The 12628-nt window shown below is 73.6% G+C and carries 12 protein-coding genes; 3 read left to right on the top strand and 9 right to left on the bottom strand.

Translation table 11 applies throughout. The features are described 5' to 3' along the window. Nucleotides 1–2: 2 nt before the first annotated feature. The 4 genes from GA0070564_RS10920 to GA0070564_RS10935 form a co-directional block, all read right to left on the bottom strand. Nucleotides 3–2183: a transglycosylase domain-containing protein gene (locus GA0070564_RS10920; RefSeq protein ID WP_091606753.1), complete on the bottom strand. Its 2181-nt coding sequence runs from the start codon at nucleotides 2181–2183 to the stop codon at nucleotides 3–5. Nucleotides 2184–2343: 160 nt separating this feature from the next. Further along, on the bottom strand, nucleotides 2344–3147 hold the full coding sequence (locus GA0070564_RS10925; protein ID WP_091606756.1) for a hypothetical protein: 804 nt from the start codon (nucleotides 3145–3147) through the stop codon (nucleotides 2344–2346). 156 nt (nucleotides 3148–3303) lie between these two features. Then, a complete protein-coding gene (locus tag GA0070564_RS10930) occupies nucleotides 3304–4410 on the bottom strand; it encodes an SPFH domain-containing protein (RefSeq protein WP_091606759.1) in 1107 nt (368 codons plus the stop codon). Nucleotides 4411–4415: 5 nt separating this feature from the next. Further along, nucleotides 4416–4889, bottom strand: a complete 474-nt coding sequence (locus GA0070564_RS10935; protein ID WP_091607156.1) for an NfeD family protein — start codon at nucleotides 4887–4889, stop codon at nucleotides 4416–4418. Between the two features lie 85 nt (nucleotides 4890–4974). Between GA0070564_RS10935 and GA0070564_RS10940 the strand changes: the two genes are divergently transcribed. After that, nucleotides 4975–6288 carry a serine hydrolase domain-containing protein gene (locus GA0070564_RS10940; RefSeq protein ID WP_091606762.1) on the top strand — a complete coding sequence of 438 codons (1314 nt, stop codon included), beginning with the start codon at nucleotides 4975–4977 and terminating at the stop codon, nucleotides 6286–6288. A gap of 316 nt (nucleotides 6289–6604) precedes the next feature. Here GA0070564_RS10940 and GA0070564_RS10945 read toward each other — a convergent pair whose 3' ends face one another. Next, on the bottom strand, nucleotides 6605–7417 hold the full coding sequence (locus GA0070564_RS10945) for a DUF3097 domain-containing protein (protein ID WP_091607159.1): 813 nt from the start codon (nucleotides 7415–7417) through the stop codon (nucleotides 6605–6607). Between the two features lie 258 nt (nucleotides 7418–7675). Between GA0070564_RS10945 and GA0070564_RS10950 the strand changes: the two genes are divergently transcribed. Next, nucleotides 7676–8470, top strand: a complete 795-nt coding sequence (locus tag GA0070564_RS10950) for a hypothetical protein (protein ID WP_091606767.1) — start codon at nucleotides 7676–7678, stop codon at nucleotides 8468–8470. An 18-nt stretch (nucleotides 8471–8488) separates the two neighbouring features. Here GA0070564_RS10950 and GA0070564_RS10955 read toward each other — a convergent pair whose 3' ends face one another. From GA0070564_RS10955 to fabG, 4 genes are all read right to left on the bottom strand, one after another. Beyond that, the gene (locus tag GA0070564_RS10955) at nucleotides 8489–9268 is read right to left on the bottom strand and encodes an HAD-IIA family hydrolase (protein WP_091606771.1); all 780 of its coding nucleotides are present in this window, start codon (nucleotides 9266–9268) and stop codon (nucleotides 8489–8491) included. Between the two features lie 36 nt (nucleotides 9269–9304). Further along, nucleotides 9305–10336, bottom strand: a complete 1032-nt coding sequence (locus GA0070564_RS10960) for a ferrochelatase (protein ID WP_091607163.1) — start codon at nucleotides 10334–10336, stop codon at nucleotides 9305–9307. A gap of 134 nt (nucleotides 10337–10470) precedes the next feature. Next, entirely contained in the window at nucleotides 10471–11238 is a 768-nt protein-coding gene (gene fabI / locus GA0070564_RS10965) for an enoyl-ACP reductase FabI (protein ID WP_091606775.1), read from the bottom strand. Nucleotides 11239–11261: 23 nt separating this feature from the next. Further along, nucleotides 11262–11966 (bottom strand): 3-oxoacyl-ACP reductase FabG, encoded by a 705-nt coding sequence (gene fabG, locus GA0070564_RS10970; protein WP_088972173.1) that lies wholly within the window; start codon nucleotides 11964–11966, stop codon nucleotides 11262–11264. A gap of 465 nt (nucleotides 11967–12431) precedes the next feature. Here fabG and GA0070564_RS29280 point away from each other — a divergent pair, with 465 nt between their 5' ends. Continuing rightward, nucleotides 12432–12590, top strand: a complete 159-nt coding sequence (locus GA0070564_RS29280; protein WP_176730592.1) for a hypothetical protein — start codon at nucleotides 12432–12434, stop codon at nucleotides 12588–12590. Nucleotides 12591–12628 lie beyond the last annotated feature (38 nt).

Below are 12628 nucleotides of genomic sequence, written 5' to 3' on the forward strand. Positions count from 1 at the left end.
GCTCAGCCGCGGCGGCCCTGGAGCCAGCGCATGATGTCCGCCGGCAGGCCCTGGTCGTCCCGCGGCTGCGGCGGCTGGGTCGGCCGCGGCGACGGGCGCGGCGGCTCCGGCCGCTGCGGGTCGCCGGCCAGCTCGGCGCTGGGCGCGGTGAAGTCGCGCACCGGCAGCGGGTCCACGGCGGTACGGATGGTCCGGGCGACCGCGTCGATCACCTCGGACTGCACCGCCGAGCCGACCAGGTCGGTGGAGTCGTCCGGGTTGGCGGCGATCCCGGCCACCGCCACCTGCGGGGTGAACCCGACGAAGGTCTCGGTGGCGTTCTTCTCCGAGCTGCCGGTCTTGCCGGCGACCGGCCGGCCGACGATCCCGTCGACCCCGCTGGCCGTACCGCCGTTGCACTGCCCGTACGCGGACTGCTGACCCACCGGGCAGCGCGCCGCGTCGGTGGCGGCCCGGGCCACGTCCTCGCTGAGCACCCGCTTGCAGGACGGCTGGCCCACCGGCACCTTCGCGCCGTCCGGGGCGGTCACCGACACCACCGGCGTCGGCGCGCAGTACATCCCCTCGGAGGCGACGGTCGCGTACGCGTTGGCCAGGTCCAGCGGGGTGGTGGCGGCCACGCCGAGGGTGAACGCGCCCCAGTTCTTCGCGTCGTGGGCGGCGAAGTCGGCGTCGGCCTTCGACCGGAAGGTGATGCCCAGGCGCTGGGCCATCTCCACCACCTTGTCCTCGCCGACCTGCTCGGCCAGCCAGACGAAGTACGTGTTCACCGAGCGGCCGAAGCCGTCCCACATCATCCGGTAGCCGTCCATCCGCTCCGGGTTGGCGTTGGCCGGGCACCACTTGCCGTCGCAGCTGCTCTCGCTGTCGTCGGCGTACCGGGTGGGCAGCCGGCTGGGCGCGTCGAAACCGGTCGAGAGGGTACGCCCCGACTCCAGCGCGGCGAGCATGGTGAACATCTTGAACGTCGATCCGGCCTGGTAGCCCTCGACGCTGCCCCCGCCGGAGATCAGCGGGTTCATCGTCTCGCCCCTGCCCAGGCCGTACTGCCGGTTGACCGCCATGGCGAGGACCCGGCCGGTGCCCGGTTCGACGGCGGCGATGGGCAGCGCCCGCTTGTCGCCGTCGGCGTACACCTTGCGGGCCTGCGCGACGGCGGTGGCCTGCACGGCCGGGTCGAGCGAGGTGACCACCCGGTAGCCGCCGCGGCGCAGCGCCTGCTCGCGCTCCTCCGGGTTGGCGCCGAAGGCCGGCTGGGTCAGCCACCAGCGGCGCAGGTAGTCGCAGAAGAAGCCGGTGTCGGCGGTGGAGGTGGCGGTGCAGCCGTTGGGCTGGGCGGTCGGGCGCAGGGTCAGCTTCTCGGCCTTGGCCGCCGCCGCCTGCGCCGCGGTGATCCTGCCGGTGTCGGCCATCGAGTCGAGCACGTACCCGCGCCGGTCCAGCGCGGCCCGCTTGTCGCCGTCGATCGGGCTGTACTGGTCCGGGGACTGGACCAGGCCGGCGAGCAGGGCCGCCTCGCCGAGGGTCAGGTCCGCCGGCGCCTTGGCGAAGTAGCGCTGGCTGGCCGCCGCGATCCCGTACGCGCCGGAGCCGAAGTAGGCGATGTTCAGGTAGCGGTTGAGGATCTCGTCCTTGCTGAGCCGGTCCTCCAGCGCGGTGGCGTACCTGATCTCCTGGAGCTTGCGGCCCATGGTCTGCTCGGTGGCCGCGGCCCGCTCCTCGGCGGTGCGGCTCGGGTCGGTCTTGAGCACGTTGCGGACGTACTGCATGGTCAGGGTCGAACCGCCCTGGGAGGTACCGCCGCCGGTGACGTTGGCGACCAGGGCCCGGGCCATGCCGCGCAGGTCCGCGCCGCCGTGCGAGTAGAACCGCCGGTCCTCGGCCGCCACGATCGCCTCCCGCATCACCGGCGCGATCTCGGCCAGCGGCACGTCGCTGCGGTTGACGTCGTAGAAGGTGGTGAGCAGCGTCCTGCCGTCGCGGGCGTAGAGGTAGGAACGCTGCGGCTGGGCGGGGGTGCGCAGCGCGGCCGGCAGGTCGTCGAACGCGGTGAACCCGGCCTTGGTGGCGGCGCCGGCGAGCAGGCTGCCCGGCAGTGCGGCGACCGCGACGACGAGGCCGGCCAGCAGGCCGGCGAGCAGCACGGTGAGGAGCCGCGTCAGCGGCGACCGGGGTCGGGGCATGGCTGCAAGGATTGCCGTGGGGGTGCGAAGCGGGCCACCCCACCACGCGATTGTCAGCTAACTCACCGTCACCTGACAGCGATCTCCCCACCTCACCGCCCGCCCGTCCCCCGCGTCCCCTTCCGCCCCCGTCCGGGTCCGGGCCGACCCCGGCGAGGGGTCAGGCGGCCGGGAGGGGGCCCTGGGGGGTGTCGGGCGGTGGCGGGGCGGCGCCGACGCTGGCGGTGGCGGCGTCGCGGGCGATGGCCTGCGGCATGAGGCGGCCGGAGCGGTAGCCGATGCCGATGCCGGCGATCAGCACGAAGATCGCCCCGAAGGTCTGCAGCGAGCCGATCAGGGCGCCGGCCAGGCCGAGCAGCGGTGCGGCGATCATCAGCATGATCCCGTCGCCGTAGGCGAACATCCCGGAGCGGGCCACCGACCAGCCGGTCGCCAGCCAGCCCGCGGTGTAGAGCGTCGCGCCGGCCAGCACCAGCGCGCGGGCGGTGGTGCCGAAGACGGGAGTCTGCTCGGCCAGCCCGGCGAAGGGGAGCATCAGCACGGTGCCGGCGATGCCGAGCAGCAGTCCGGCCGCGGCGACCCGGCGGCTGCGGGTGGCTGCCAGCAGCCCGGTGAGCGCCAGCTGGGCGAGCAGCCCGAGCCAGACCGCCGCCACCCAGCCCACCAGGTAGAGCGCACTGCCGTCCGCCGGATAGGGCGCCCGGCCGACGCCACCGTCACCGACCATGGCCACCACGCCGTACAGGACGGCGTACGCCGGCAGCAGCCAGACCGCCGCGCGGGCGAAGCGTCGCACCGACCAGGCCCAGCTGGCGTTCGTGGCCGGTGCCGCCGGTCCCGGGTCACCGACGAACGGCAGCACCCCGAACCCGCCCCCGGTACGTCGGGTGCCCAGCGGTCCGGCCGGGTCGTGGGCGCCCGGAACCGGGGTCCTGGAGAAGAGGTCGTTCGCCGGATCCTTCATCTGCGCCACCTCGCTCGACGGGGGACGAGCGGCGTGGGACGCACCGGCGCCCCGGTCCTGTCCACCACCCGTCGTCTTCGACCGATGGTGGCAGGCACCGGGGCGTCGCATGAGTCTTTCTCGCATTTGCCCGCCCGGCTTCGGGCGGCGTGGGCGTCAGCCCCGTTCGCGCTGGTCCGCCGGGTCGCTGAGCAGGCTGTCCGGGGAGACCGGCTCCGGCGCCGGCAGCCCCTGCGGCTTGTTGCCGCCGGTGGCCTGCGCCTCGGCGACGCGTACCTCGTCGTGGATCTCCTGGGCGGCGCTGGCCGCGGCCCGGGCCGCCTCCGCGGCCTCGCGCTCCACCTGGACCGCGTGGTTGGCCGCCTCCGGTGCGGGCACGTCCCCGACCATCCCGGCCAGGCCGCCGAGCGCCCCGCCGATGCCCTCCAGGGCCTTGGAAAGCTCGGTCGGGATGATCCAGACCTTGTTGGCGGTGCCGTTGGCGATCTGCGGCAACGCCTGGAGGTACTGGTAGGCCAGCACCTTCTGGCTCGGGTTCGAGGTGTGGATCGCGTCGAAGACGGTCCGGATCGCCTTGGCCTGACCCTCGGCCTGGAGGATCCGGGCCTGCCGGTCACCGTCGGCGCGCAGCACGGCGGACTGCTTCTCGCCCTCGGCGGTGAGGATCTGCGACTGCTTGTGCCCCTCCGCGGTCAGGATCGCCGCGCGACGGTCCCGCTCGGCGCGCATCTGCTTCTCCATCGAGTCGCGGATGCTGGCCGGCGGCTCGATCGCCTTGATCTCGACCCGGGTGACCTTGATGCCCCACCGGCCGGTGGTCTCGTCCAGCACCCCGGAGAGGTGCCGGTTGATCTCCTCGCGGCTGGTCAGCGCCCGCTCCAGGTCGAGCGAGCCGATCACGTTGCGCAGCGTGGTGACGGTGAGCTGCTCGATGGCCTGGATGAAGTTGGCGATCTCGTAGGTGGCCCGGACCGCGTCGACGACCTTGTAGTAGAGGACGGTGTCGATCGAGACGACCAGGTTGTCCGAGGTGATCACCGGCTGCGGCGGGAAGCTGACCACCTGCTCACGCATGTCGACCTTGGTGCGGACCGCGTCGACGAAGGGGACCAGGAGGTTCAGGCCCGGGTTCAGGGTGCGCTTGTACTTGCCGAGCCGTTCCACCACGTCCTGCCGCTGCTGCGGCACGATCCGTACCGCCTTTGCCAGGGTCACCACGACGATCAACGCCACGGCGGCCAACAGCACCGCTGCAAATCCCATAGGGCTCACCTTTTCGCTTCCGGCAGTTGGCCGGGGGAGGAAACATCGTCCTGCCACACCAGGGCGGTGGCGCCCCGGACCTTGATCACCTGAACCCGCTCACCGGGGGCGAAACTCTGCGTCGCGTCGAACGACCGGGCGCTCCACAACTCACCGTCGATCTTGACCATGCCGTGCTCGGCGTCGACGGCCTCCAGCACCAGCGCGGTCGACCCCTCGATCGCCTCCACCCCGAACGGCTGCTCACCGGTCTCCAGCGACGACCGGGAGTGCCGGCGGATCACCGGGCGGGCCACGGCCACGGAGAGCGCGGAGACCAGCGCGAACACCACCGCCTGCACGGCGACCGGCGCGCCCAGGGCGGCGGCGCCGGCGGCGGCGAACGCACCCGCCGCGAACATGATCAGGAACAGCGTCGTCGTGAAGATCTCGGCGACAGCCAGCACCACTCCCAGAACGATCCACACCACCGCGTCCACCACCCAACTGTGGCACGCCGATGCACGTGTCATCGAACTGTCATGATCGGTAGGCTCGTCGCACCGCCACCCGAGGAGGACATCCGTGCCGTTGCTGCCCGAGACCGTCCGCGAGGTCGACGCCCGGGTCGCCCGGGCCCAGGCGGAGGGGCGAGCCCCGTCACTGCTGGTCGGCGTGGTCCGCGACGGCGACCTGGCCCATCTGGCCACGGCGGGAGGACACCCCCGCCCGGACGCCGACCTCCAGTACCGACTCGGGTCGATCAGCAAGACCATGACGGCGGTGCTGATCTTGCAACAGCGCGACGCCGGCCGGCTGACCCTGGACGACCCGCTGGAGCGGCACCTGCCCGGCACCGGAGTCGGCGGGCTCACCCTGCGGCAACTCCTCGGCCACGCCAGCGGGCTGCAACGGGAGCCGGACGGCCGGTGGTGGGAACGCACCTCCGGCGGGGACCTGGCCACCCTGCTCGCCGGCCTCACCCCCGACAAGCTCGCCTTCCCACCGCACCGCGCCTACCACTACTCCAACCTGGCGTACGGGCTGCTCGGCGGGGTGCTGGAGGCGGTCACCGGCACCCCGTGGTTCGCGCTGCTGCGCGAACGGGTGCTCGAACCGCTGGGCCTGCGCCGCACCACCTACCAGGCCACCGAGCCGTTCGCCCGCGGCTACGTGGTGCACCCGTGGCACGAGACCCTGCGCGAGGAGCCGCGCACCGACACCGGGGCGATGGCCCCGGCCGGCCAGCTCTGGTCCACCGCCACCGACCTGGCCCGCTGGGCGGCCTTCCTGGCCGACCCGGACCCGGCGGTGCTGGCGCCGCAGACGCTCACCGAGATGTGCGTACCGGTGGCCATCAACGACCTGGAGAGCTGGCGCGGCGGGCACGGCCTGGGCGTCGAGCTCTACCGCGAGGGCGACCGGGTGTACCTCGGCCACGGCGGCTCGATGCCCGGCTACGTCGCCGGCCTGGTCGTGCACCGGCCCACCCGGACCGCGGCGGTCAGCTTCGCCAACTCGTACGGGATGCGCAACGGCCACCACATCACCGCCCTGGCCCGCGGCGTGCTCACCCACGTGCTGGACGCCGAGCCCACGCCGCCCGCGCCCTGGCGCCCGGCGGCCACCGCGCCGGTCGGGGAGCTCGCCGACCTCACCGGCCGCTGGTGGTGGATGGGCATCGAGTACGAGTTCCGCACCGACGCCGGCGACCTGCTCGGCGGACCGGTGGGGCTGGCCACCCTCCGGTTCACCCCCGAGGGGCCCGATCGGTGGCGGGGCCGCTCCGGCGGGCAGGACGGCGAGATCCTGAGCGTGCTGCGCGACGACGCCGGGCGGGCGGTGGGGCTGGACATCGGCACCTTCGTCTTCACCCGCTCCCCCGACCAGGAGCCCTGACCCGCCCGTCCACGCCACCCGGCGGCGTCGGGCCCTCCGTGCGGCGGGCGCGCGCAGAGCAGGCTGGGGCGGCGCAGGGCCGGCGGACGTGAGAGGCGGAGCGCCTACAGACTTGAGAGCACCGACGACTCAGAGGCGTGGGTCGACCACGCTCTCAAGTCTGTAGCGACGGAGTCGGAACACCCGGCCCGGGCCACCGGCGACCCGGCGAGCGGCGATCCGGCGGGCGGCGATCCGGCGGGGCGCTCCCGTCGCCGGCACGCCGGCCCTTCCCGGACGCCCGCCAGTTCGGGACGCCCGTCAGGCCGGGACGCCGTCAGGCCGGCTCGGTGACGAAGTCGATCAGGCGTTCCATGGCGTTGATCAGCGGCGTCTCGACGTCGGCGAAGCTGTCCACCCGGGACAGGATGTGCCGCCACATGTCGGCCGGCTCGGCCACCCCGAGCGCGGCACAGACGCCCTCCTTCCACGGCCGGCCCGGCGGCACCACCGGCCACGCCGCGATGCCCAGCGCCTTCGGCTTCACCGCCTGCCACACGTCGACGTACGGGTGGCCGGTGACCAGCACGTGCGGCGAGGTCACCTGCGCCACGATCCGGCTCTCCTTGGAGCCCGGGACCAGATGGTCGACCAGCACCCCGAGCCGCCGGCCCGGGCCGGGGCCGAAGGCCCGCACCTCGGCGTCGAGGGCGTCGATGCCGTCCAGCGGCTCCACGACCACCCCCTCGATCCGCAGGTCGTCGCCCCAGATCCGCTCGACCAGGGCGGCGTCGTGCACCCCCTCGACCCAGATCCGGCTGGCCTTGGCGACCTGGGCCCGCACGTTCGCCACGGCGACCGAGCCGGAGGCGGTCCGCCGGCGGGCCGCCGGGACCGGCGCGCGGGCCGGGCGGCGCAACGTGACCGGCTCACCGTCGAGCAGGAACGCGGCCGGCAGCAGCGGGAAGTTGCGCCGGCGGCCGTGCCGGTCCTCCAGCACCACCGCACCGGACTCGAAGCCGACGACGGCGCCGCAGAACCCCGAGTCGGCGTCCTCGACCACCAGGTCCGGCTCGGCGTCCACCTCGGGGATCGCCTTGCGCCGTCGCCAGTTCCCCGCCAGCACGTCCTCGCCATATCGCCCGGCCATGTCGATCACGCTAACCCGCCGGCCCGTCCGGCACCTCCCGACGCGCCGCCGGCCGAGGCCCGCCCACCGACCCTCGGACCCCGAGCTGCCGCAACCCGGCCGAACCCGGGGGCCGGACACTCCGACATGCCGCTACCGGGGCCGCCATGGGAGGGCTGGAGCGGCGGGAAAGTGGGCGAAAGGGGCAGTTCGGGGCAGGCCTCGCTGGGGGTGCGGCAGTCGAGACAGGGACGGTGGTCAGCACGTACCCTTTTCGGCATGTCCCTCCCCACAGCGGGCGCGGCCACCCTGACGCCGCGCCGGTCAAGCCGGTTCGTCGCCTGGGCGCGCGCGTGGCGCGCCGGGCTGGTGCCCTTCGACGAGGTGCCCGAATCCATCGCCGGCGACGAGGAGCACATGGTCGCCGACGCCCCCGGCACCTGGACCGACGTGTCGTTGCGGGAGGCGCTGCCGCTGCTCGCCAAGCTCTCCCCGGACGAGATCCGCCTGGTGCTGCCCGCGCCGGGCGACCCGCGCGGCCTGCCCGGCCCGGGTGACTTCGCCGGAGCCGCGCTGCTGGCCGGGGAGGCCGTGGTGGCCGGCGGGATCGGCGTCATCCCCGAGGTGCGCAGCCACACCTCCGGCTCAGGCATGACCTGGGAGACGGTCCTCTGGCGGTGCTACCCGCTCCCGGCCGACGCGCCGAAGGCGTCGTCGAGCGCCCCGGGCGCCGCCGAGGCAGAGGCCGAACTGGCCGCCGCGCTGGCCGAGAGCACCGCAGCGCTGACCCGGCTCGACGTGGCGCAGTGGCGACCCGAGCTGGCCGGCGCGCTGGCCGCGCTGCGCCGCCCCGACGGCACCACCGACCTGCCGCCCGGCTTCGACCCGCGCGCCCGCCGGCTCTTCGCCCGCGCCGCCGTGCTGGACCGGGTCCTCGCCCTCGCCGGGCACAGCGCACCCGGCGGCGCGATCAACAACTACGAGGCGCAGCAGCGCGACGCCGCGCTGCGCCCGCTGACCACCGCCTGCCGGCAGGCGCTGGTCGCCGCCTGCAACGCCCCGCTGCGCCCCTGACCGGCGACCCGCCGGGCCTCAGACCTCGTCGATCAGGTCGGCCACCGAGTTGACGATCCGGGACGGCCGGTACGGGTAGCGCTCCGCCTCCGCCCGGGAGCTGATGCCGGTGAGCACCAGGATCGTCTCCAGCCCGGCCTCCAGCCCGCACAGGATGTCGGTGTCCATCCGGTCACCGATCATCGCCGTGCTCTCCGAGTGCGCCTCGATGGTGTTCAACGCCGAGCGCATCATCATCGGGTTCGGCTTGCCGACGAAGTACGGCTCCACCCCGGTCGCCTTGGAGATCATCGCCGCCACCGAACCGGCCGCCGGCAGGGCACCCTCCACCGACGGGCCGGTCACGTCCGGGTTCGTGCAGATGAACCGGGCCCCGTCGTTGATCAGCCGGACTGCCTTGGTGATCGCCTCGAAGCTGTAGGTGCGGGTCTCCCCCAGCACCACGTAGTCCGGAGCGAAGTCGGTCAGCACGTAGCCCACCGCGTGCAGCGCCGTGGTCAGCCCGGCCTCACCGATCACGTACGCGGTGCCACCCGGCCGCTGGTCGGCCAGGAACTGCCCGGTGGCCAGGGCCGACGACCAGATCGCCTCCTCCGGCACGTCCAGGCCCATCCGCACCAGCCGGGCCTGAAGGTCCCGAGGGGTGTAGATGGAGTTGTTGGTCAGCACCAGGAACGGCTTGCCGGAGGCGCGGAGCTTCTTGACGAACTCCGGGGCGCCCGGCACCGGCTGCCCCTCGTGCACCAGCACACCGTCCATGTCGGTGAGCCAGCTCTGCACCGGCTTGCGGTCATGCATCTGTCGTCCCCAGGGGTGTCGGAGGTCGGGTCCGGCTCACGGCCGGCGGGTGGCCGGCACGCAGCACGGCGTGGGGCAGGTGTCCCACATCGGCAGCTCGCCGAGGCGGCGGCGCAGCCGCTCCCCGTCCGGGGTGGTGCGCTCGGTCACCAACTCGCGGACCATCGCCACGAACCGCGGGTCGGTGCCCGGGGTGCCGGCCCGGACGAAGTCCAGCCCGAGCTGCTTGGCGGTCTCCAGCGCCTCGGTGTCCAGGTCCCACACCACCTCCAGGTGGTCGGAGACGAACCCGATCGGGCTGACCACCACGCTGGTCACGCCCTGCTCGGCGAGCGCGGTCAGGTGGTCGTTGATGTCCGGCTCCAGCCACGGCACCTGCGGCGGGCCGGAGCGGCTCTGCCAGACCAGGTCGTACGGCAGGTCGGGCGCCGCGGCGGCGTGCACCAGCCGGGCCGTCTCCTCCATCTGGGCGGTGTAGCGGCCGCCGGTGGGGCCGGCGGTGGCGGCCGCCGAGCTGGGGATGGAGTGGGCGGTGAAGACCAGCCGGGTGCTGCCCCGCCTCGCCGGGTCGAGCTGGGCCAGCGCGGCGCGTACCGCGTCGGCGTGCGGCTCGACGAAACCCGGGTGGTCCCAGAACTGGCGCAGCTTCTCGATCACCGGGGCGTCCGCGCCGACCGCCGCCCGGGCCGCGGCGATGTCCTCCTGGTACTGCCGGCAGGAGGAGTAGCCGCCGTACGCGCTGGTCACGAAGGCCAACGCCCGCTGCACCCCGTCGTCGCGCATCTGCGCCACGGTGTCGGCGAGCATCGGATCCCAGTTCCGGTTGCCCCAGTAGACCGGCAGGTCGATCCCGTTCGCCGCGAAGTCGGCACGGATCGCCGCGAGCAGGTCCCGGCACTGCTGGTTGATCGGGGAGACCCCGCCGAAGTGCAGGTAGTGCTCGGCGACCTCGGACAGCCGCTCCGGGGGCACCCCCCGGCCCCGGGTCACGTTCTGGAGGAAGGGAAGCACGTCCTCGGGCCGCTCCGGGCCACCGAAGGAGACCAGCACCAACGCGTCGTACGCCATGGTCCCCATTCTTCCGTGCCCGTCGTGACGCCGCCGCGACGCCCCCTGGTCAGCGCGGTAACGCCCAGGCCGCGGGTGTTAACAAGGGGCCCCTCCTCTACCGAATGCGTTAAAAAGGGGCCCCTCCTTACACCTCAGGCGCCGATGGCGTGGTAGCCGCCGTCGACGTGGACGATCTCGCCGGTGGTGGCCGGGAACCAGTCCGACAGCAGCGCCAGGCAGGCCCGGGCGGCCGGCTCCTGGTCGGTGAGGCTCCAGCCCAGCGGGGCCCGAGCCGTCCAGGCGTCCTCGAACTGGTCGAAGCCGGGGATGGACTTGGCGGCGATGGTGCGCAGCGGGCCGGCGGCCACCAGGTTGCTGCGGATGCCCTGCTTGCCCAGGTGCAGGGCGAGGTAGCGGGAGGCGGACTCCAGCCCGGCCTTGGCCACGCCCATCCAGTCGTACACCGGCCAGGCCTTCGTGGCGTCGAAGGTAAGGCCGACGACGGCGCCGCCGGCGGACATCAGCGGCAGCGCCGCCATCGCCAGGGACTTGTACGAGTACGTGGAGACCTGGAGCGCGGTGGCCACGTCCTCCCACGGCGCGTCGAGGAAACCGCCGCCGAGGCAGCTCTGCGGGGCGAAGCCGATCGAGTGGACCACGCCGTCGAGGCCGTCGACGTGCTCGCGGACCTTGTCGGCGAGGCCGGCGAGATGCTCGGGGCTGGTCACGTCCAGCTCGATCACCGGGGCCGGCTCGGGCAGCCGCCTGGCGATCCGCTCGACCAGGGAGAGCCGGCCGTAGCCGGTGAGCACGACCTGGGCGCCGTTCTCCTGGGCGAGCTTCGCCACCGAGAAGGCGATCGAGGCGTCGGTGATGACGCCGGTGACCAGCAGCCGCTTACCGGCGAGCAGTCCGGACATATGTCTTCTTCCTCCGTACGTTCTCAGTGACCCATGCCCAGGCCGCCGTCGACCGGGACGACCGCGCCGGAGATGTAGCCGGCCGCGTCACCGGCCAGCCAGGTGACCACGCCGGCGACCTCCTCCGGGGCGGCGAACCGGCCGGCCGGGATGGCCTTGCGGTATTCGGTGCGCCGCTCCTCGGGCAGGGCGGCGGTCATGTCGGTGTCGATGAAGCCGGGGGCCACCACGTTGGCGGTGATGTTCCGGCCGCCCAGCTCCCGGGTGATGGAGCGGGCCACGCCCACCAGGCCGGCCTTGCTGGCTGCGTAGTTGACCTGACCGGCGCCGCCGTAGAGGCCGACCACCGAGGAGATGAAGATCATGCGGCCCCACTTGGCGCGCAGCATCTTCGTCGACGCCCGCTTGGCGCAGCGGAACGCGCCGGTGAGGTTGGTGTCCAGCACCCGGGTGAACTGCTCCTCGGACATCCGCATGATCAGGGTGTCGTCGGTGATGCCGGCGTTGGCGACCAGCACCTCCACCGGGCCGAGTTCCGCCTCGACGGCGGTGAACGCCGCGTCGACCGAATCGCCGTCGGTGACGTCGCACTTCACCCCGAACAGACCCTCGGGGGCCTCGCCGGAGCGGGTCGTGACCGCCACCCGGTCGCCCTGCTTGGCGAACGCCTGCGCGATGGCCAGTCCGATCCCGCGGTTGCCGCCGGTCACCAGCACGGTACGGGCCACTGGGTTCCCCCTCTGCTCAGCCGATCTCGGTCGGAGGCGAGCCTAGGCGTTACCGACAGGTAAGCGCTAACGACTGCGACGTCGTCCCTGGTCAGGACCGTGGCCGGCGGCCCGCTGGGGTGTCCGGGGCGGGCGCCGCCGGCCGGGCCGGAATCCGTTACGGGGACGGCGATCCCGGGCCCCACGGCCAGCCGCGCCCGCACCGCGCCCCCGGTGTACGATGATCCCCGTTCGCGGGCCGTCGCCGGCCCGCCGCCGGGCCCCGCCGACTTCAGGAGGTGATCGCTGTGCGAGATAGCGATCCTCCCAGTCGTGGCCGGGCCGCCCGTCAGCCCCGCTGAGCCACGACTCAGTCAGGTGAGCTGACCCAGATCCCGCTCCCCGCACCGCCCGCTCCTCGGCCACCGGCCGGGGCCGGCGGCACGTGCCGTCCCGCGGCGGAGCACCCCGGTCACGACTTCGTGTGTGTGCGTCCTGATCCACCCCTGCGGTCCGGTGGTCCACGCCCGGCCGCCCAGTCGCCACCCGGAGCCATCCATGAGCCGTTACGTCGCCCCGCTGGGCTTCACCCTCGCCGCCGTCTGGGTGGCCGTCCTGTTCGTCCTCACCGGCGCCGGCCACTGACCACCCTCCGGGCACCCCGACGTCGCGCCGCCCAGGAA

This window comes from Micromonospora mirobrigensis, from assembly GCF_900091555.1.
Classification (GTDB): Bacteria; Actinomycetota; Actinomycetes; order Mycobacteriales; family Micromonosporaceae; genus Micromonospora; species Micromonospora mirobrigensis.

Bases quoted from the DNA above. Each gene is read 5' to 3' on its own strand.
- GA0070564_RS10920 (WP_091606753.1), bottom strand. From the start codon at position 2,183: ATGCCCCGACCCCGGTCGCCGCTGACGCGGCTCCTCACCGTGCTGCTC.
- GA0070564_RS10925 (WP_091606756.1), bottom strand. From the start codon at position 3,147: ATGAAGGATCCGGCGAACGACCTCTTCTCCAGGACCCCGGTTCCGGGC.
- GA0070564_RS10930 (WP_091606759.1), bottom strand. From the start codon at position 4,410: ATGGGATTTGCAGCGGTGCTGTTGGCCGCCGTGGCGTTGATCGTCGTG.
- GA0070564_RS10945 (WP_091607159.1), bottom strand. From the start codon at position 7,417: ATGGCCGGGCGATATGGCGAGGACGTGCTGGCGGGGAACTGGCGACGG.
- GA0070564_RS10950 (WP_091606767.1), top strand. From the start codon at position 7,676: ATGTCCCTCCCCACAGCGGGCGCGGCCACCCTGACGCCGCGCCGGTCA.
- GA0070564_RS10955 (WP_091606771.1), bottom strand. From the start codon at position 9,268: ATGCATGACCGCAAGCCGGTGCAGAGCTGGCTCACCGACATGGACGGT.
- GA0070564_RS10960 (WP_091607163.1), bottom strand. From the start codon at position 10,336: ATGGCGTACGACGCGTTGGTGCTGGTCTCCTTCGGTGGCCCGGAGCGG.
- fabI (WP_091606775.1), bottom strand. From the start codon at position 11,238: ATGTCCGGACTGCTCGCCGGTAAGCGGCTGCTGGTCACCGGCGTCATC.